Source organism: Sphingomonas sanguinis, assembly GCF_019297835.1.
Lineage (GTDB): Bacteria > Pseudomonadota > Alphaproteobacteria > Sphingomonadales > Sphingomonadaceae > Sphingomonas > Sphingomonas sanguinis_D.
The window spans coordinates 2,703,398-2,721,390 of sequence record NZ_CP079203.1; the positions used below are offsets into that span (position 1 = coordinate 2,703,398).

19 protein-coding genes are annotated in these 17,993 nt (G+C 67.6%); 14 read left to right on the forward strand and 5 right to left on the reverse strand.

What is annotated here, in order from left to right; translation table 11 throughout:
- Positions 1–63 precede the first annotated feature (63 nt).
- The 4 genes from KV697_RS12630 to KV697_RS20340 all read left to right on the forward strand — a co-directional run bounded on the left by KV697_RS12630 (position 64) and on the right by KV697_RS20340 (position 1,689).
- Positions 64–273 carry a hypothetical protein gene (locus KV697_RS12630; RefSeq protein WP_219018489.1) on the forward strand — a complete coding sequence of 70 codons (210 nt, stop codon included), beginning with the start codon at positions 64–66 and terminating at the stop codon, positions 271–273.
- A 78-nt stretch (positions 274–351) separates the two neighbouring features.
- Positions 352–1,008: a DsbA family oxidoreductase gene (locus KV697_RS12635; protein ID WP_219018490.1), complete on the forward strand. Its 657-nt coding sequence runs from the start codon at positions 352–354 to the stop codon at positions 1,006–1,008.
- A 22-nt stretch (positions 1,009–1,030) separates the two neighbouring features.
- The gene (msrB, locus tag KV697_RS12640; protein ID WP_219018491.1) at positions 1,031–1,504 is read left to right on the forward strand and encodes a peptide-methionine (R)-S-oxide reductase MsrB; all 474 of its coding nucleotides are present in this window, start codon (positions 1,031–1,033) and stop codon (positions 1,502–1,504) included.
- 89 nt (positions 1,505–1,593) lie between these two features.
- The gene (locus KV697_RS20340; RefSeq protein WP_445190556.1) at positions 1,594–1,689 is read left to right on the forward strand and encodes an IS1/IS1595 family N-terminal zinc-binding domain-containing protein; all 96 of its coding nucleotides are present in this window, start codon (positions 1,594–1,596) and stop codon (positions 1,687–1,689) included.
- Between the two features lie 318 nt (positions 1,690–2,007).
- Here the strand turns inward: KV697_RS20340 and KV697_RS12645 are convergent, their stop codons facing one another.
- Positions 2,008–3,777 (reverse strand): AcrB/AcrD/AcrF family protein, encoded by a 1,770-nt coding sequence (locus KV697_RS12645; protein WP_219018492.1) that lies wholly within the window; start codon positions 3,775–3,777, stop codon positions 2,008–2,010.
- A 74-nt stretch (positions 3,778–3,851) separates the two neighbouring features.
- Between KV697_RS12645 and KV697_RS12650 the strand changes: the two genes are divergently transcribed.
- The 7 genes from KV697_RS12650 to KV697_RS12680 all read left to right on the forward strand — a co-directional run bounded on the left by KV697_RS12650 (position 3,852) and on the right by KV697_RS12680 (position 12,537).
- Positions 3,852–4,280: a GtrA family protein gene (locus KV697_RS12650; protein ID WP_257575314.1), complete on the forward strand. Its 429-nt coding sequence runs from the start codon at positions 3,852–3,854 to the stop codon at positions 4,278–4,280.
- Between the two features lie 4 nt (positions 4,281–4,284).
- A complete protein-coding gene (locus KV697_RS12655) occupies positions 4,285–5,013 on the forward strand; it encodes a class I SAM-dependent methyltransferase (RefSeq protein ID WP_219018493.1) in 729 nt (242 codons plus the stop codon).
- A 158-nt stretch (positions 5,014–5,171) separates the two neighbouring features.
- On the forward strand, positions 5,172–6,281 hold the full coding sequence (locus KV697_RS12660) for an 8-amino-7-oxononanoate synthase (protein WP_219018494.1): 1,110 nt from the start codon (positions 5,172–5,174) through the stop codon (positions 6,279–6,281).
- Entirely contained in the window at positions 6,278–6,898 is a 621-nt protein-coding gene (gene bioD / locus KV697_RS12665) for a dethiobiotin synthase (protein WP_219018495.1), read from the forward strand. The genes KV697_RS12660 and bioD overlap by 4 nt, the downstream gene beginning before the upstream one ends.
- Positions 6,895–8,142 (forward strand): adenosylmethionine--8-amino-7-oxononanoate transaminase, encoded by a 1,248-nt coding sequence (locus KV697_RS12670; protein ID WP_219018496.1) that lies wholly within the window; start codon positions 6,895–6,897, stop codon positions 8,140–8,142. The genes bioD and KV697_RS12670 overlap by 4 nt, the downstream gene beginning before the upstream one ends.
- Before the next feature lie 193 nt (positions 8,143–8,335).
- Positions 8,336–11,782: a glycosyl hydrolase 2 galactose-binding domain-containing protein gene (locus tag KV697_RS12675; protein WP_257575315.1), complete on the forward strand. Its 3,447-nt coding sequence runs from the start codon at positions 8,336–8,338 to the stop codon at positions 11,780–11,782.
- A complete protein-coding gene (locus KV697_RS12680) occupies positions 11,779–12,537 on the forward strand; it encodes an SGNH/GDSL hydrolase family protein (protein ID WP_219018497.1) in 759 nt (252 codons plus the stop codon). Before KV697_RS12675 ends, KV697_RS12680 begins: the two co-directional genes overlap by 4 nt.
- On the opposite strand, the gene KV697_RS12685 is transcribed toward KV697_RS12680, so the two are convergent.
- Together KV697_RS12685 and KV697_RS12690 are read right to left on the reverse strand one after the other, a co-directional pair.
- Positions 12,516–12,932, reverse strand: coding sequence for a PaaI family thioesterase (locus tag KV697_RS12685; protein WP_257575316.1), 417 nt, complete (start codon positions 12,930–12,932; stop codon positions 12,516–12,518). The two genes, KV697_RS12680 and KV697_RS12685, sit on opposite strands and share 22 nt — an antisense overlap.
- A complete protein-coding gene (locus tag KV697_RS12690; RefSeq protein ID WP_257575317.1) occupies positions 12,929–13,339 on the reverse strand; it encodes a PaaI family thioesterase in 411 nt (136 codons plus the stop codon). The genes KV697_RS12685 and KV697_RS12690 overlap by 4 nt, the downstream gene beginning before the upstream one ends.
- Positions 13,340–13,399: 60 nt before the next feature.
- On the opposite strand from KV697_RS12690, the gene KV697_RS12695 reads away from it, so the two are divergent.
- The gene (locus KV697_RS12695) at positions 13,400–14,182 is read left to right on the forward strand and encodes a crotonase/enoyl-CoA hydratase family protein (RefSeq protein WP_219021391.1); all 783 of its coding nucleotides are present in this window, start codon (positions 13,400–13,402) and stop codon (positions 14,180–14,182) included.
- A 215-nt stretch (positions 14,183–14,397) separates the two neighbouring features.
- Here KV697_RS12695 and KV697_RS12700 read toward each other — a convergent pair whose 3' ends face one another.
- Complete coding sequence (locus KV697_RS12700; protein ID WP_056436311.1) at positions 14,398–14,853, reverse strand: peptidylprolyl isomerase; 456 nt, start codon at positions 14,851–14,853, stop codon at positions 14,398–14,400.
- A 116-nt stretch (positions 14,854–14,969) separates the two neighbouring features.
- Here KV697_RS12700 and mgtE point away from each other — a divergent pair, with 116 nt between their 5' ends.
- Positions 14,970–16,382, forward strand: a complete 1,413-nt coding sequence (mgtE, locus tag KV697_RS12705) for a magnesium transporter (protein WP_219021392.1) — start codon at positions 14,970–14,972, stop codon at positions 16,380–16,382.
- A gap of 131 nt (positions 16,383–16,513) precedes the next feature.
- Here the strand turns inward: mgtE and KV697_RS12710 are convergent, their stop codons facing one another.
- Positions 16,514–17,338: an inositol monophosphatase family protein gene (locus KV697_RS12710; RefSeq protein ID WP_219018499.1), complete on the reverse strand. Its 825-nt coding sequence runs from the start codon at positions 17,336–17,338 to the stop codon at positions 16,514–16,516.
- Positions 17,339–17,432: 94 nt separating this feature from the next.
- Here KV697_RS12710 and KV697_RS12715 point away from each other — a divergent pair, with 94 nt between their 5' ends.
- Positions 17,433–17,966 (forward strand): peroxiredoxin, encoded by a 534-nt coding sequence (locus KV697_RS12715; RefSeq protein WP_219018500.1) that lies wholly within the window; start codon positions 17,433–17,435, stop codon positions 17,964–17,966.
- Positions 17,967–17,993 lie beyond the last annotated feature (27 nt).

Consider the following 17,993-nt stretch of genomic DNA (forward strand, 5'->3'; position numbering starts at 1 on the left):
GACTTTTCCCGGATAGCCGGGTGGAGCGGGCGACGGCATGGTCGGCGTCGGGAGAGGAAAGGCATGGATTATCGGCTGGGCCAGCCGCGACGAATCGCCACCAGCCATACGCATGGTCCGTTTCCGCGCGCACAGGGCGGGCAATGCGATTTCCGGCCCGCGCTGACCATGGTCTCAGCGGAGGCAGACGATCCCGCGACCGTCCGCGCGGTCTATCCCCGCCCCACGCCCGGTGATGACGTGGCGGAGGGCTGGGTCCGGGTCCGCTGGTAGGCTTATGGTTGCGGGGGCCGGATCGCCCTCCCACATAAGCGGGGCGGCCGCCTTGGGCCGCTTCAGCCAGGATCACCCATGCCCCGCCGCCTGCGTATCGACTTCGTCTCCGACATTTCCTGCCCCTGGTGCATCATCGGGCTGCGCGGGCTGGAGATCGCGCTGGAACGATTGGGCGATACGGTCGAAGCGGACATTCATTTCCAGCCCTTCGAGCTGAACCCCGCCATGGCGCCCGAGGGCGAGAATATCGTCGAGCATATCGGCCGCAAATATGGCGCGACGCCCGAACAGTCCGCCGCCAACCGCGCCAATATCCGCGAGCGGGCGGCCTCGGTCGGCTTCACCATGGCGATGGGAGACGATGCGCGCATCTATAACAGCTTCGACGCGCACCGGCTGCTCCACTGGGCGGAGGTCGAGGGGGGGCAGGCCGCGCTGAAGCATGCGCTGTTCGAGAGCTATTTCACGAACGGGCAGAATATCGCGGAGCATGACGTGCTGCTCGCCGCCGTGAGCCGCGCCGGGCTGGACACCAACGAGGCCCGCGCGATCCTGTCCTCCGACCGCTACGGCGCCGAAGTGCGCGAGGCGGAGCGGCTGTGGCAGGGGCGCGGCATCCAGTCGGTGCCCGCCATCGTGATCGACAACCGCTATCTCATCTCGGGCGGACAGCCGCCCGAATCCTTCGAGCAGGCGCTGCGCCAGATCGCCGCCGAACCTTCTGCTGCCTGATTTCACGGAAAGGACAGTCCCCATGGCCGACACCCGCCCCGACACCCGTTATGCCAAGACCGAGGACGCGCTCGCGAAGCTGACCCCCGAGCAATATTATGTGACGCAGCAGAGCGGCACCGAGCGTCCCGGCACCGGGGAATATCTCCACACCCGCGAGCCGGGTCTGTATGTCGACATCGTCTCCGGCGAGCCGCTGTTCGCCTCGGCCGACAAGTTCGATTCGCATTGCGGCTGGCCCAGCTTCACCCGGCCGATCGAACCCGCCCATGTCAACGAGTTGCGCGACACAACTCATGGCATGATCCGTACCGAGGTCCGCTCGGCACATGGCGACAGCCATCTCGGCCATGTCTTCCCCGACGGCCCGCGCGATCGCGGCGGCCTGCGCTACTGCATCAACTCCGCCTCGCTGCGCTTCGTGCCGCTGGGGGATATGGAGGCGCAAGGCTATGGCGATTACGTGGATCAGGTCCGCGCGGCGGAGCAGGGCTGACCCGATCCTCCCCGGCACGGAGGGCTGTCTACACGGACAGCTTTTTGGCCTGTTCTTCGTTTCCTGTGATTGGGGACGGGGAGGATGGGATGCGTTGTCCACAATGTGATGGGACTGACCTGATCAAGCGGGGCCGGAAGGCTGGCCACCAGCGCTATGTATGCCGGGCGTGCGGTCGATACTGAACCGACAGCCAGCCCAAATTCAGTGTTGAGAGGCGCAGGCGCATCTGATCGAATCGTCAACCGCCTCGTTCCGCGACATGCTGGCCAGCTTCCATCGCCGAACCAAGCGCGCCTCCAAGACCCAACACATGCTCGAGGTCACCCTCGACATCTTCCTCGCCAAAAAACGCCTGAAGTGTCCAATGTGAACATTCCCCCCGGGTACGGGGAGGGGGACCATCCGCAGGATGGTGGAGGGGGTGTGCCGCTAGCTACGCCCTATGAGGAAGCCCCCTCCGTCAGGCCTAACGGCCTGCCACCTCCCCGTGACGGGGAGGATCAACTGATCCGATACAGCCGCAACGGCGACCCTTTGGGCAACGGCAGCGGGGTCAGCCAGTTCGGCGTCCAGCCGCGCGCCATCCGGTCGTAAAATCCCCCCGGCGCCCGCGCGCGATAGTTGGTCGACTCGGCCATATCGGGACAGATTAGCAACAGCGTCGCGCCGTGCCGCTTCATGATCGCGCGCGCCTGCGCCTCGCTGCCCTGAAAGGCGTGCTGTACGTCCAGGATCGCGTCGCCATTGCGGTGATACGGCCCCGCGATCGCGTCGTGATGCGTCGTCACGATCAGCCGCGGCCCCAGGTCGACGAAGGTGAAGACCGTCGCCTTGGGATAGGCATTCACCCGCGTCAGCACAGAGGTCCGCACGCATTGCCCGGTCGCACGATTGACCCGGTTGGCATAAGCGCTCGGCTGGGTGGCGGGCAGGGCGTTGACGATCCAGCTCGCCGCGATCCCCGTCGGTAACAGCACCGCCAGCACGATGGCGGGCACCCGCAGCAGCGGCGAGCGCAGCCGCGTCAGCCAGGGCACGACCATCCATAACAGCGCCGCGATGCCGGGGATCGCCAGCATCTGCGCCGCCGGGGCCGCACGCGCCTGCCACAACAGCATCAGGCAGGCGAAGGTCGTGAACAGCGCCACCGCCGTCCAGCCGATCGTCCGCCGCCGCCACGCCGCGACGATCGCCCCGATCATCCCGATCACCGGCATGATCGCCATGGGCAGCGCGACGCGTAAGGGATGCTTGTAGATCGGCTTGGCCTCCCGGACATTGTTCAGCCAGTTGCGCTGCAACTCGGGGCTGACCTGTTCGGGGCGGGTCAGGCATTGCGGGAACAGGCTGGCGAAACCGCCCGCGATCACCGCACCCGCGACCACTGCCAGACCCAGCCGCGCACCGCGCGACGCCGGGTTGATCCGCGCCAGCACGAACAGCAGCGCCCCCGCCGCGACCGTCACCGACAGCCACACCGGGGTCAGCGCGTCGCAGCGCATTGCGTAATTGGCGTTGGAGGCAAAGGCGGCGAACCCCGCCGCGCTTCCCCCGCCCAGGGTCAGCGCATAGACGGCCAGCCGGTCGGCCTCCGCCCGGTCCCATACCCAGCGCAGCGTCAGGATCGCGCCCGCCATCGCGGCATAGGGCAGCATCTCCAGTCCGATCGCCAGCGACACCGCGCTCGCCAGCCCGACCAGCGCGCCGCCGCGCCGCGCCGCCGGATCGCACAGACCCGCGACCGTGACCGCCAGCATGGCCAGCTGCCACCCGTGATGGTCGATGCGCATCGGCATATACATCAGCAGCGTCGCATGGGCGCACAGCAGCAGCGCCAGCCCCACCGGCCAGGTCAGCACCCCGATCAGGCGGCGCAGCGTCACCGCCAGCGCGGTCATGGTGATCGACAGCGGGATCAGCGGCGCCAGACCGCAGGCGAGTCGTTCGGCCCAGGCGGGGGTGGTGAACAGGCGGAAGAACAGGATGAGTCCCGCGATGGGCAGGTCGACGATGCGGCTCCAATGGATGTCGAAGCCGACCGGCGGGTTCATCCGATACTGGCGCAGATCATACCAGTCCTGCCCCGCCATCCAGGCGCGGACCTGCATCAGCCGCATATTGTCGTCGGTGTCGCCCAGCGACCACCAGCGTATCTGGCCCCAGCGGTCGTACATGTACCAGACGGTGATCGCGGCCCACGCCACCAGCACCCAGCGTTGCCAGTTGCGGTCGATCTCACGCTGCAGACGTTCCAAAGACGCTTCCCTCATACCCGCCCGCAGCCTAAGGCGCAGGACTTGAGCGCCGCTCTATCGCGGGCGGCGCAAAGGGCAAGGTTGGGGTTATGGCGACTCTGCAGCACCAGATCGATCGATGGCGGTCCAGCGGGATGCTGGGCCAGATCATCCGCTTTGGCATTGCGGGCGGATTGTCGACGGTCGTCTATTCCGCTGTCTATCTGCCGCTGACCTATTGGGTATTGCCGCACGACAAGGCCGTGCTTGCGGTGCCGCCCGCTTTTCTGGTCGCGGTGATCGTCGGCTTCTTCCTGCACAGCGCGTGGAGCTTTCGCGGGCACGGCACCCGCGACTCCAGCGGCCGGCAGCATTTGAAATTCCTCGTCGTCCAGGGCTTCGGACTGGCGCTCAATGCGCTGTTCACCTGGATCGTGACGGGGCTATTGCATCAACAACCCTGGGTCGCGCTGATCCCGGTGGTCACGGTCACGCCGATCGCGACCTTCGCGCTCAACCGCCAATGGGTCTTCGGATAAGTTCATGGACCGTATCGTTTACGACCGCATGGCCGCGCACGACTCCACCCATTGGTGGTACCGCGCACGCCGCGACATCCTGGCGGACTATCTGACCCGCTACGGCAAGCTGCCCGCCGATGCGCGCATCCTGGAGATCGGCTGCGGCACCGGGCATAATCTGCCGATGCTGGCGAGCTTCGGCACGGTCGACGCGATCGAGATCGATCCGGCCGCGCGCGAGATCGCGTCGCAGCGTCTGGGCAAGCCGGTCCAGGCCGCGCCGCTGCCCGAACTGCCGGGGATCGAGCGGGGCGCATACGACCTGATCGCCGTCCTCGACGTGGTCGAGCATATCCAGGACGATGTCGCCGCGCTCGCCGCGATGAAGTCCTGCCTGAAGCCGGGCGGCAAGATCCTGATCGCCGTTCCTGCGCATCAGTGGATGTGGTCGGCGCATGACGTGGTGAACCACCATCATCGCCGCTATTCCAAGGGTACCCTGGTCTCGGCGATCGAGAAGGCGGGGCTGCGCCCGCGCAAGCTCGGCTATTTCAACTCGCTGCTCTTCCCGCTGGCGGCGGCGGCGCGGATCGCGGGGCGGATCACCGGCCGCGACGACAGCGACGACTCGCCCCCGCCCGCACCGCTGAACAAGGCGTTCGAGGCGATCTTCCGACTGGAGCGGCATCTGGTCGGCCGGGTGCCGATGACGCCGGGGGTTTCGATCGTGACCTTGGCGGAGCCTGTTTGAGGCTGGCGTTGGGGCGTGGCCTTCGACTGCGCTCAGGCTGAACGGAGGTTTGGGGAGTCAGCCAACTCGCTCCGTTCAGCCTGAGCGAAGTCGAAGGCCACGGGAATCCCTCACAAACATGGTTCCGCTCCCCCGCCGGTCTGGCTAGGGAAGCCCCCATGCTGGACTTTCATCGCGCCGATCTGGCCCGACTGGCCGCGCGGGACCGATTGCGGGGGCTGGCCCCGCAAAGGGGCATGGATTTCGCCTCCAACGACTATCTTGGCCTGGCGAGCCACCCGCGTCTCGCCGCCGCCATCGCGCAGGGCGTGGCAGAGGGCATCCCCGTCGGCTCGGGTGGATCGCGGCTGCTGCGCGGCAACCACCCCGAGCATGAAGTATTGGAAGCCGAAGCCGCCGTCTTCTTCGGTGCCGAGGCGAGCCTGTACTTCTCCTCCGGCTATACCGCCAACGCCACGCTGCTGGCGACGCTGCCGCAGCGCGGCGACCTGATCGTCCATGACGCGCTGGTCCATGCCAGCATGCATGAGGGGATGAAGCTGTCCCGTGCGCAGGCCGTCTCGGTGGCGCATAACGATCCGGCGGCGTTCGACGACGCGATCGGCGCGTGGCGGGCGCAGGGCGGCAAGGGCACGGCCTGGATCGCGGTCGAAAGCCTCTATTCGATGGACGGCGACACCGCGCCGCTGGCGGACCTGATGGCGGTGACCGCGCGGCACGACGCGATGCTGATCGTGGACGAGGCGCATGCCACCGGCGTCTTCGGCGACCGGGGACAGGGGCTTGCGACGCCGGGCGAGCGGGTCGTCACCCTCCACACCTGCGGCAAGGCATTGGGGTGCGAGGGCGCGCTGGTCGCAGGGCCGCGCATCGTGCGCGACTATCTGGTCAATCGCGGGCGAGGGTTCATCTTCTCCACCGCACCCTCGCCGCTGATGGCGCGGGGCGTGCGCGAGGCGCTCTGCGTCCTGGCCGACGAGCCCGAGCGCCGCGCCGCGCTGCACCAGCGGATCGCGCTGGCGGGCGAGCGGCTGGCGCGTCACGGCGCGCTGGCGAACGGCACGCCGATCATGCCGCTGATCCTGCACGACAATGGGCGCACCATGCGCGCCGCCGAGGCGTTGCAGGCGCGTGGTTTCGATATTCGCGGCATCCGCCCGCCGACCGTGCCGGTGGGCGCGGCGCGGCTGCGGCTGTCGATCACCCTCAATGTCGAGGCGGCGGACATCCTCGCCCTCGACGAAGCACTGCACGAGGTTCTGGCATGAGCGCCATCATCGTCACCGGCACCGATACCGAAATCGGCAAGACCGTCTTTTCCGCCGCGCTGACCGGCGCACTTGGAGCAAGCTACTGGAAGCCGGTCCAGGCGGGAACCGATGACGAAGGGCATGGCGATGCCGAAACGGTGGCATCGCTCAGCGGTCGCCCGGTCCTGCCCTCCGCCTATCGGTTGAAAACCCCCTGTTCGCCACATCGCGCCGCCGAGATCGACGGGGTGACGATCGACCGCGAGCGGCTGGCATTGCCGAATGTCGATGGCCCGCTGGTCGCCGAGGGCGCGGGCGGGGTGCTGGTGCCCGTTACGCGCCAGATGCTGTTCGCCGATCTGTTCGCGCATTGGGGCCGGCCGGTGGTGCTGGTCGCGCGGACCGGACTGGGCACGATCAACCACAGCCTGTTGTCGATCGAGGCCTTGCGGTCGCGCGGCGTGCCGATCCTGGGCATCGCATTCGTCGGCGAGGGTGTCGAGGATAGCGAGGCGACCATCGCCGCGATCGCCGGGGTGAAGCGGCTCGGTCGCCTGCCGCGCCTCGCCGAGCTGACCCGCGAGACGCTGGCCGAGGCGTTCGCCGCGAACTTCGACATCGAGGATTTCCGATGACCTCGCCGGTCTGGCATCCCTTCACCCAGCATGGGCTGGGCGAGCCGATCCCCAAGGTCGCGACCGCCAGCGGCGCGGTGCTGACCACGGTCGATGGGCGGGAGGTGATCGACGCCATTTCCAGCTGGTGGGTGACGACGCACGGCCACAACCATCCGCGCATCAGCGCCGCCATCGCCAACCAAGCTGGCAAGCTCGACCAGATCATCTTCGCCGGCTGGACCCACGAACCCGCCGAGGAGGTCGCTGCCGAGCTGGTGCGGATCACCCCGCCCGCGCTGACGCGGGTGTTCTTCTCCGACTCCGGCTCGACGGCGGTCGAGGTCGCGCTGAAGATGGCCCTGGGCTACTGGCTCCACCGGGGCGAGCCGCGCCACCGCATCCTCGTCCTCGAACACAGCTATCATGGCGATACGATCGGGGCGATGTCGGTGGGGGCGCGGGGCGTCTACAACCGTGCCTATGCGCCGCTGCTCTTCGATGTCGGCACCATTCCCTTTCCCACCGACGTGCAGGCCACGCTCGATGCGCTGGAGGCGGAGTGCCGGGCGGGCGCGGCGGCGTTCATCGTCGAGCCGCTGGTGCTCGGCGCGGGCGGCATGTTGCTCTATGCGCCCGAGACGCTGGCGGCGATGCGCGACATCTGCGCCCGCCACGGCGTGTTGTTCATCGCCGACGAGATCATGACCGGCTGGGGCCGCACGGGCACGCTCTTCGCCTGTGAGCAGGCGGGGGTGGTGCCCGACATTCTCTGCCTGTCCAAGGGGCTGACGGGCGGCGCGGTACCCCTGGCGGTGACGCTGGCGACCGAGCCGATCTTCCAGGCGCATTGGTCGCAGACCGATCGGTCCAGACAGTTCTTCCACTCGTCCAGCTACACCGCCAACCCCATCGCCTGCGCGGCGGCGGCGGCCAATCTGGCGATCTGGCGCGACGAGCCGGTACAGGCACGGATCGATGCTCTGGCGGCGGCGCAGGCGCGGCATCTGGCCACGGTGGCAAGCGAAGCGTCGGTTCACAGCCCTCGCCAGCTCGGCACCATCGCGGCGTTCGAGCTGGGCGCGGGGCAGGATTACCTCTCCGATCTCGCCCCCCGGCTTCTGGCGCATTTCCGGGAGCGCGACCTGCTCGTCCGGCCGATGGGCAACACCATCTATGTGATGCCGCCCTACTCCATCACACCGGAACAGCTCGGTACAGTCTGGACCGTCATCCGCGAGGCGATCGAGCGCTTTGGAGGTTGAACCTATTCCTCCCCTTGCAGGGGAGGTGGCAGGCCGCAGGCCTGACGGAGGGGTGTCCGGCCCTCGATAAGGGGACACCCCTCCGTCACGCTTCGCGCGACACCTCCCCTTACAGGGGAGGAATATCGGGTGCGCCCTTTGACTTTAGGGCTTTTCATTTGCTTTATCCCGCGGCGATTCAAAAGGAGCAGGCATGAGCGTGGCGGCGGCAAGAGCGATGGGGGCTCTGGCATCAGTGACGGCGCTGGTCTGGGGCATGACCGCTGCGGCGCAGACGGCTCCGGCCAATCCGCCCGCCACGCCTTTGGGTCCGATCAACGCCGACCTGCCGCCCGGTGGCGGTTCCTACGCTCGCGCCATCGTCACGACGCCGGTCGTTGCACCCAACTGGACCTTGTCCGCCTGGGTCCAGCCGCGCAGCGTGATGGGCAAGGGCACGACGATGCTGATCGGTGGCTTCGGCGATCCCGTCACCGGCCCGCGCCGCTATCTGGCGCTGGTCGACGGCCAGCCCGCGCTCGTCACCGAGGCGGGCGTGGTCCAGGGCGGCGGCTCCGCCGATCGCAACAAATGGACCTATATCGCCGCCAGCTATGACGGAAAGATTGTCCGGCTGTTCGTGAACGGCCGCCAGGTGGTGCAGCGCGGCCTGTCGCTGGAGCCCGTCATCGGCGTCGCGACGCTGGCCCCCCGCAGTTACCAGCCGGTCTTTGCGGGCAAGATCATCGACTTCCGCATGGTGCGCGAGGCGGTCGACCCGCTCGCCATCCGCGTCGCCGCCCGGCGCGCGCCCGATCCGGCAAAGATAGCGCTCCAGACCGGCAGCCCGAGCTGGCCCTATCAGACCCGCCAGATGCAGGGGCAGACGGCACCGCAGGACGCCTGGACGCTCCCCCAGTCCAAGGCCCCGATCCCGACCAGCGGCACCGCCAAGCCCGAGCCCAAGGACCCCGCGCTGGTTCCCACCGCGACCGGCCAATGGGCGGTCAATGGCTGGCGGCTGATCGAGGCGGCCAAGGTCGGTCCCGGCGGCGCGGACCTGTCGCAGGGCAATTTCGACGCGAGCAAATGGTATGCCGCGACCGTGCCCGGCACCGTGCTGACGACGCTGGTCGATCGCGGCGTCTATCCCGATCCTTCGGTCGGGCTGAACAACCTGGCCATCCCCGAGACGCTGGCGCGGCAGGATTACTGGTATCGCACCGAGTTCGACACGCCTGCCGAGGCCGCCGGGCGGACCATGTGGCTGACCTTCAACGGCGTGAACTATTCGGCCGAAGTCTGGGTCAATGGCCGGATGATGGGCACGATGAAGGGTGCCTTCATCCGTGGCCGCTTCCCCGTGACGCTGTCGGCGGGGCGTAACGCCGTCGCGGTCCGCGTCTCGCCGCCGCCGCACCCCGGCATCGCGCATGAGGAATCGATGACGGCGGGCGTGGGCGAGAATGGCGGCGTCCAGATGATGGACGGCCCGACCTTCGTCGCGACGGAAGGGTGGGACTGGATTCCGAGCGTCCGCGACCGCAATACCGGATTGTGGCAGGGCGTGACGCTGGCCGCGACCGGCCCAGCGGTGATCGGCGACCCGCAGGTGGTGACCACCCTGCCCAAGCCCGACAATTCGGTCGCCGATGTCGAGATCGCGGTGCCCGTCACCAACAACGGCCAGACGCCGGTGACGACGACCGTGCGCGCGGTGTTCGACGATGTGGTCGTCGAAAAGCCGGTGACGGTCGCGCCGGGCCAGACGATCCGCGCCGTCCTGTCCCCATCCGAGTTCCCGCAGCTTTCGGTGAAGAACCCGCGCCTTTGGTGGCCCAATGGCTATGGCGACCCGGCGCTGCACGATCTGGCGATCACGGCGGCGGTGGACGGGGCGCTGTCGGACAGCAAGGCGCTTCGCTTCGGGATGCGGCAGGTGACCTACGACCTGTCGCTGTTCGACGGTGACGGCGATCTGGAGCGGGTGACGCTGGACCTCAACCGGGTGCGCGGCGGACCGAAGGTGGTGGACACCAGCCATGCGGGCATCCGCAAGACGGGCAATGGCTGGGCGATGAGCTTCATGCCCGGCGGCGACCAGTCGGCGGCGGTCGCCAAGCCGACCGACGATCCGCGCCTCGCCCCCTATCTGACCTTACGCGTCAACGGCGTGCGGATCGCGGCGCGCGGCGGCAATATCGGCATGGACGATTTCATGAAGCGCGTCGACCGCGCGCATCTGGAGCCGTTTTTCCGCCTGCACCGCGACGCGCATCTCAACATCGTGCGCAACTGGGTGGGCCAGAATACCGAGGAGAGCTTCTTCGACCTGGCCGACGAATATGGCCTGATGGTCCTGTCCGACTTCTGGGAGTCGACCCAGGATTACAATATGGAGGCCGAGGACCCGCAGCTGTTCCTCGCCAATGCGGCCGACGTGGTGCGCCGCTATCGCAACCATCCCTCGATCGTCGCCTGGTTCGGCCGCAACGAGGGCGTGCCGCAGCCGATCCTGAATGGCGGACTCGACACGCTGCTGCGCACCGAGGACGGGACGCGGCTCTATATGCCCTCGTCCAACGCGGTGAATCTCCAGGGCTCCGGCCCCTATAACTGGCGGCCGCCGGTCGAGTATTTCACCACCCATGCCAAGGGTTTCTCGGTCGAGGTCGGCACGCCCTCGATGCCGACGCTGGAATCGTGGAAGCGGACCATCCCGGCCGAGGCGGATCGCTGGCCGATCGGCGACGTCTGGGCCTATCATGACTGGCACCAGACCGGGAACGGCGCGGTAAAGACCTATATGGACGTGCTCGAACGCCGCTTCGGCCCCGCCACCGGGCTGGAGGATTTCGAGCGCAAGGCGCAGATGATGGAGTATGAATCCTATCGCGCCATCTTCGAGGGGATGAATGCCGGGCTCTGGACCGAGAATTCGGGCCGGATGCTGTGGATGACCCAGCCCGCCTGGCCGTCCTCGGCATGGCAGATATTCTCGTCCGACTATGACACCCACGCCGCCTTCTACGGGGTAAAGAAGGCCGCCGAGCCGATCCATGTCCAGATGAACCTGCCCGACCACCGCGTCGTGCTGGTCAACAACACCCGTGATGCGTTGAAGGGCGTGCAGGTGCGCGCGAAGATCGTCGGTCTGGATGGCCGGACCGAAAGCGAGCAGGAAGCGAAGATCGTCGCGGGTGCCGAGGGGGTGATGCCCGTGCTCACCCTCGACCTCGCGCCCGCGATGAAGCGCGGGCCGGTGCTGGTCCGGTTGGAGGCGATGGATGCGGGCGGGCAGCTGCTGTCGACCAACAGCTATTGGGAAGCGGCGGACGATGCGGGCTATCGTGCGCTGACCGCCATGGCTCCGGCCCCCGTCACCGCGACCGCGACGACGCAAGCGCAAGGCGAGGAGACGCTGGCCAGCGTCACCCTGACCAATGGCGGCACCGTCCCTGCGATCGAGACCAAGCTGACCGTGATGAATGCCGACGGCAGCCAGGTGCTGCCCGCCTATTTCAGCGACAATTACGTCACCCTGATGCCCGGAGAGACCCGCGTGATCGAGATTCGCTACCCCACGGCCAAGGCGGACAAGCCGATGGTGAATGTGCGCGGCTGGAACGTCACCGCGACCGCCACGGACCTGCGCCCGTGAGCCGGGTGATCCTGACCGCGCTCGCTGCGCTGACCCTCGCCGGACCGGCTGTTGCGCAGACCGCGCCGAAGGAAACGGATGCACAGCGCTGGACCCGCGAATGGGAGGAGCGGTTGCACAACGACTTCGCCTATCTGGCGCGCTACCGCGACGACAACGCGAAGCTGTCCGCGCCGGTCGCGGGGCAGCCGCGTGTGGTCTTCATGGGCGATTCGATCACCGAGGGCTGGGTCGGCAAGATGCCGCAATTCTTCACCCCCGGTCGGATCGGACGCGGGATCAGCGGGCAGACAACCTCGCAGATGCTGCTGCGTTTCCGTCAGGACGTGATCGACCTGCATCCGGCGGTGGTGCAGATCATGGCGGGCACCAACGACATTGCGGGCAATACCGGCCCGACGACCGACGCGCAGGTTCAGGGTAATATCATGTCGATGGTCCAGCTGGCGCAGGCCAACGGCATTCGCGTGATCCTGGCCTCGATCCCGCCCGCTGATCATTTCGAGTGGAAGCCGGGCCTGGCCACCGCCCCGCGCATCGCGACGCTCAATGCGTGGTTGAAAAATTACGCGGCCCAAGTCGGCGCGACCTATGCCGATTACTGGTCTGCCTTACATGTCGGCGACGCGCTGAACCCCGCTTACGGCACTGACGGGGTGCATCCCAATGCGGCGGGCTATGCCGCGATGGCGCCGGTCGCCGATGCCGCGATCAAGCAGGCGCTGGCCAAGCCTCAGCCGCGCAGGATACGGTAGTTCAGCCGGGCGGTTGCGATCGGCTGGTCGCGATCCTCCTGCCAGGCGACCGCCTCGACATTGGCGGTGCGCTGGCCGAGGCGCAGGATGACGCCGACCGCACGCGTCGGATGCCGGTCTCGCCCGGTGCGCAGGTAATTGGTGGTGATCGTCACCGGCTTTATCCGGGCCGCGCCGTCGCCCGCCAGCCGGTGGGTGAGGGCGGCGATCCCCGCGACCTCCAAGAGCCCGGCGATCGCGCCGCCCTGAAGCAGTCCCGGCCAGCCCATCACATGCTCGCCGAACGGCATGACGAGTTGCGGATCGCCCTCGACCCAGTCGATCGAACAGCCGAGCCATTCGGCATAGGGCGGCAGCTCCATCACCTGCCCGATCGCGGTTCTGGGCGCGCTCATGCGGCCATGCCGATAAAGGTGCCCGCGACATGCGCGACCGGATCGTCGGGGTCGCCGTCATGTGCGATCCCCCGGACAAAGGCGATGCTGCGTGTCAGCCGGTAACATTCGCCGCGCCCGATCACCGTCCGTTCGGGCACGGCAGGGCGGAGATAATCGACCCGCAGGTCCAGCGTCACATGCGCCTCGAACTTGTCCCGCTTCAGCCAGACGGCCACGCTGGTCGCCATGTCCATCATCGCGACGATCGGCCCGGAGGCAATGACGCCGCTAGTCGGATCGCCGATCAGCCGTGCATCGTAAGGCAGGGCCAGCTCCGCCCAGTCTTCCCCGTGCGCGCGGTACGCGATGCCCAGATGCTGGCCATGCCCGCCACCCAGGCCGCCCATCGCGACGAAGCGTTCCATGTCGAACCCCATAGGCGGATGGTCTACACGACCAACGCGCTGCCGCAAAAGGAGAGAGATATGGACGGCCGGGTGATGATCGCGGTGACGGACGGCGTGGCCGATGTCCGGCTGGCGCGCGGGGAGAAGCTGAACGCGATCGACCGCGCGATGTTCGACGCGCTGGCCGAGGCGATCGATACCCTGTCGGAGAAGCCCGACCTGCGCGCGGTGGTGCTGTCCGGCGAGGGGGAGGGGTTCTGCTCCGGCCTCGACATGGCGGCGATGGCGGGCGGCGAGCTGGCGGGGCTGGATTTGTCGACGCGCAGCCATGGCTCGGCCAATCTGGTACAGCAGGTCGCGTGGGGCTGGCGGACGCTGCCGGTGCCGGTGATCGCAGCCGTCCACGGCGTGGTGTTCGGCGGAGCGACCCAGATCATGGGCGGCGCGGATATTAGGCTGGCCCATCCCGCCACCCGTTTCGCGATTCGCGAGGTGCATTGGGGCATCGTCCCCGACATGGGGGGCTTTGCGCTGTGGGACGGGGTGCGCCAGGATGTGCTTCGCGAATGGGTCTATACCGCGCGCGAATTCGACGCGGCCGAAGCAGTGGCGGCGGGGTTCGTGACGCGGCTGGCGGAGGACCCGCGCGCCGAGGCGCTAGCGCTGGCCCGCAGAATCGCCGAGCGCAGCCCCGATGCGGTGCGCAGCGCCAAGCGGTTGTTCGGGGCGATGGGAAGTGAACCGGCCGCGATGCTGGCAATGGAGAGCGCCGAGCAGCTGGCGCTGATGCAAGGGCCGAACCACCGGGAAGCGGTCGTGGCGAACATGGAGCGGCGGCGGCCGGTGTTTCGGGACGTTTGAGGGGCACGCGACCTCTCCCCAAACGATAGCCCCTCTCCCGGCAGGGGGAGGGGTTGGGGAGGGGCAAGGGCCACGAAGGCTGGTCTCTATGAGACCCTGTGCCCTCCCCCATCCCCTCCCGCTTGCGGGAGGGGCGTGCCGGTGGCGGATGAATCGCTCAAACAAAAAAAGGGGGAGCCTCTTGCGAGACTCCCCCTTCGTCCGGCTCGCAGAAATTACTCCGCGGTCGCCTTCAAGATCTTGCCCGGGTTACGGGGCGGCTCGCCCTTCGGCAGCGCGTCGACATGCTCCATGCCGCTCTCGACCTGGCCCCAGACCGTGTACTGGCGGTCGAGGAAGCGCGCGTCGTCGAAGCAGATGAAGAACTGCGAATTGGCCGAGTTCGGATCGTTGGTCCGCGCCATCGAGCAGGTGCCGCGCACATGCGGCTCGGCGTTGAATTCCTGCTTCAGGTTGGGCTTGTCCGAACCCGACATGCCGGTGCCGGTGGGGTCGCCCCCCTGCGCCATGAAGCCGGGGATGACGCGGTGGAACACGACGCCGTCGTAAAAGCCTTCATTGGCGAGGCCGCCGATGCGCGCGACATGCTCGGGCGCCAGATCGGGGCGCAGGGTGATGACGACATCGCCGCTCTCGAGCGTCAGGGTCAGCTTGGAAAAAGTCTCGGCCATAAGGGTCTTCCTTGGTTGATGCCCCGCAGGTAGGCATTCCGGTGCCCGCTGGCAAATGCCGCCGTCGCAGTTTAGAGGCGTGACACAGCGTTCATGATCGATCGAGGGAGGCCGAGATCAGCGACACCGAACTCCCCGAACTCGAAGCCGAGGTCCTGCCGCCCGAGACGCAGTTGGACGAAGACGACCGGCTGAAGCCCGAATATGTGCGCAGCGTGCTCGACGCGCTGGAGGCAGGCGACGACGAGGGTGCGCGCGCGCTGGTCGAGCCGCTGCACCCCGCCGACATCGCCGACCTGTTCGAGCTGGTCGGGGACGAGGAGCGCGTCAACCTGGCGCGCGCAGTCGCGGACCTGCTGAACGGCGACGTCTTCGCCGAGATGAACGACTATGTGCGCGAGCAGCTGATCCAGGCGCTCGAACCGCATGAAGTCGCCGACATCGCCTCGGAACTCGACACCGACGACGCGGTCGCGATCATCGAGGACATGGACGAGGACGAGCAGCGCGCGGTGCTGCGCGCGCTCGACCCGGACGACCGTGCCGCGATCGAGGAGGCTTTGTCCTTCCCCGAGGAGTCCGCCGGCCGCCTGATGCAGCGCGAGCTGATCGCGGTGCCCGAGCATTGGACGGTGGCCGAGACGATCCAGTTCCTGCGTGACGACGAGGAACTGACCACCGATTTCTGGGAAATCTTCGTCGTCGATCCGGGCCACCGGCCGATCGGCACCTGCCAGCTCTCCTGGATCCTGCGCGCGCCGGGGCAGATCGTGATCGGCGACGTGATGAAGCGCGAACAGACGCTGATCCCGGTCGATATGGACCAGGAAGAGGTCGCGCTGCGCTTCCAGAAATATGCTTTGATTTCGGCCGCGGTGGTCGATGGCAGCGGGCGGCTGGTCGGCATGATTACCGTCGACGACATCGTCCACATCATCCAGCAGGAGGCGGGCGAGGACGTGCTGCGCCTGTCGGGCGCGGGCGAGGGCGACATCAACGAGCCGATCCTGGACAGCTACAAGAGCCGCGTGCGCTGGCTGCTCGCCAATCTGATTACCGCGATGGTCGCCTCCTCGGTGATCGCCGCGTTCGAGGGGACGATCGCGCGGATGGTGGCGCTGGCCACGCTGATGCCGATCGTCGCAGGCGTCGGCGGCAATGCGGGGACGCAGACGCTGGCCGTGACGGTGCGCGCGCTGGCGACCAACCAGCTGACCCAGTCGAACACCGCGCGCGCGATCATGCGCGAGATTCGCGTGGCGATGATGAACGGCGTCACGGTCGCGGCGGTGATCGGGGTGGGGGTGAGTCTGGTCTTCGGCAATCCTGCGCTCGGGCTGGTGATCGCGGCGGCGATGATGACCAACATTCTGGTCGCTGGGCTGGCGGGCGTGCTGGTGCCGGTGACGCTGGACCGGTTCGACGCCGACCCGGCGGTCGCGTCGTCGGTGTTCGTGACGATGACCACCGATTCGATCGGGTTTTTGGCGTTCCTGGGCCTGGCGACGGCGGCGGGCCTGACGGGCTGAGCTATTCCTCCCCTGCAAGGGGAGGGGGACCGCCGCGAAGCGGTGGTGGAGGGGGCGAGCCGCATAGGATAACCTGTGTGGAAGCCCCCCTCCACCAGCTTCGCTGGTCCCCCTCCCCGTACCGGGGAGGATCAGTGATCATGGTCGTGCCCGTGGTCGTGCGGCACGTTGCGCAGCGCTTCCAGCACCTCGTCGGTGCGGGCCGGGTCGCCGATCGCCAGCACGTGGCCCGCGCTGTCGGCAGTCAGGGGATCGCCGTTCCAGTCGCACATCCGCCCGCCCGCGCCCTCGACCACCGGGACCAGCGCGGCGAAGTCGTGCAGCTTCAACCCCGATTCGCACACCAGATCGATATGGCCGCTCGCCAGCAGCCCGTAATTATAGCAGTCGCCGCCATATACCGGCCCTTGGCGTGGCGACTGGCCGCTGACCGCCGCGACCAGCGCCATGAAGTGCGGCACGTCTTCGTCGTCGAACAGATGCGGGCTGGTGGTCGCGATGGTGGCGCCGTCCAGCTCGCGACAGGCGCGGGTGCGCGTCGGCTGTCCGTTGAACAGGGTCGGCCGCCCCGCCACGCCCAGCCAGCGTTCGCGCGCGATCGGCTGGTCGATGATGCCCAGCACCGGCCAGCCATTTTCGACGAGCGCGATCAGCGTGCCGAAGATGGGCCGCCCGACGGTGAAGCTACGCGTGCCGTCGATGGGATCGAGCACCCATTGACGCCCCGTCACGCCGTCCTTGACGCCATATTCCTCGCCATGAATGCCGTCGCCCGAGCGCTCCGCCTCCAGGATACGGCGCATCGCCGCCTCCGCCTCGCGGTCGGCCAGCGTTACGGGCGAGCGGTCCTCCTTGATCTCCAGCCCCATTTCGCGGCGGAAATAGGGGCGGATGGCGGCTCCGGCGGCATCGGCCAGTCGAAGGGCCAGTTGAATATCAGCGGCGTGTACGGACATGTTAACCCGGATAGGATAGGTCTGTACGATCAGCAATGGACGCCATGATCGCGACGGGATAGGCGTTAACTATCTTGATATAAGGAATAGGGCGATGAGGGCAGTGTTGGGCGTTCTCCTGGCAATGGCGGCGGTACCGGCCGCAGCGGCCTTGCGCCCCGGCGCGGCGGCGCCCGATTTCACCACGCGCGGCGCGGTGGCGGGCAAGGTCTTCACGCTGCACCTCAAGGAACAGCTGCGCCATGGCCCGGTCGTCCTCTATTTCTTCCCCGCCGCCTTCACGAGCGGATGCAGCGCCGAGGCACGCGCCTTTGCCGAGAAGATCGACGCCTTTCGCGCCGCCGGTGCGCGCGTGATCGGCATGTCGGCCGACCCGGTCGACAAGCTCGCCGCCTTTTCCAAGGCCGAATGCGCGGGCAAGTTCCCGGTCGCTAGCGCCGGTCCCGCGATCGTCAAGGGCTATGACGTCGCGCTCGGCCGTCAGATCGAGGGCCGCGACATCACCTCGCGCACCAGCTATGTCATCGGCCGCGACGGTCGCGTCGTCTTCGTTCACGACGATATGAACCCCGCGGAGCATGTCGCCACGACGCTGGCCGCGGTGCGTGACCTGCAAAGCCGTCGCTGACCGGGGCGTGTCATGGGGCTTTACAGG

Excerpts from the sequence above, each read along its gene's own strand:
- KV697_RS12630 (WP_219018489.1), top strand. The coding sequence starts at position 64 with ATGGATTATCGGCTGGGCCAGCCGCGACGAATCGCCACCAGCCATACG.
- KV697_RS12635 (WP_219018490.1), top strand. The coding sequence starts at position 352 with ATGCCCCGCCGCCTGCGTATCGACTTCGTCTCCGACATTTCCTGCCCC.
- msrB (WP_219018491.1), top strand. The coding sequence starts at position 1,031 with ATGGCCGACACCCGCCCCGACACCCGTTATGCCAAGACCGAGGACGCG.
- KV697_RS20340 (WP_445190556.1), top strand. The coding sequence starts at position 1,594 with ATGCGTTGTCCACAATGTGATGGGACTGACCTGATCAAGCGGGGCCGG.
- KV697_RS12645 (WP_219018492.1), bottom strand. The coding sequence starts at position 3,777 with ATGAGGGAAGCGTCTTTGGAACGTCTGCAGCGTGAGATCGACCGCAAC.
- KV697_RS12650 (WP_257575314.1), top strand. The coding sequence starts at position 3,852 with ATGGCGACTCTGCAGCACCAGATCGATCGATGGCGGTCCAGCGGGATG.
- KV697_RS12655 (WP_219018493.1), top strand. The coding sequence starts at position 4,285 with ATGGACCGTATCGTTTACGACCGCATGGCCGCGCACGACTCCACCCAT.
- KV697_RS12660 (WP_219018494.1), top strand. The coding sequence starts at position 5,172 with ATGCTGGACTTTCATCGCGCCGATCTGGCCCGACTGGCCGCGCGGGAC.
- bioD (WP_219018495.1), top strand. The coding sequence starts at position 6,278 with ATGAGCGCCATCATCGTCACCGGCACCGATACCGAAATCGGCAAGACC.
- KV697_RS12670 (WP_219018496.1), top strand. The coding sequence starts at position 6,895 with ATGACCTCGCCGGTCTGGCATCCCTTCACCCAGCATGGGCTGGGCGAG.
- KV697_RS12675 (WP_257575315.1), top strand. The coding sequence starts at position 8,336 with ATGAGCGTGGCGGCGGCAAGAGCGATGGGGGCTCTGGCATCAGTGACG.
- KV697_RS12685 (WP_257575316.1), bottom strand. The coding sequence starts at position 12,932 with ATGAGCGCGCCCAGAACCGCGATCGGGCAGGTGATGGAGCTGCCGCCC.
- KV697_RS12690 (WP_257575317.1), bottom strand. The coding sequence starts at position 13,339 with ATGGAACGCTTCGTCGCGATGGGCGGCCTGGGTGGCGGGCATGGCCAG.
- KV697_RS12695 (WP_219021391.1), top strand. The coding sequence starts at position 13,400 with ATGGACGGCCGGGTGATGATCGCGGTGACGGACGGCGTGGCCGATGTC.
- KV697_RS12700 (WP_056436311.1), bottom strand. The coding sequence starts at position 14,853 with ATGGCCGAGACTTTTTCCAAGCTGACCCTGACGCTCGAGAGCGGCGAT.
- KV697_RS12710 (WP_219018499.1), bottom strand. The coding sequence starts at position 17,338 with ATGTCCGTACACGCCGCTGATATTCAACTGGCCCTTCGACTGGCCGAT.
- KV697_RS12715 (WP_219018500.1), top strand. The coding sequence starts at position 17,433 with ATGAGGGCAGTGTTGGGCGTTCTCCTGGCAATGGCGGCGGTACCGGCC.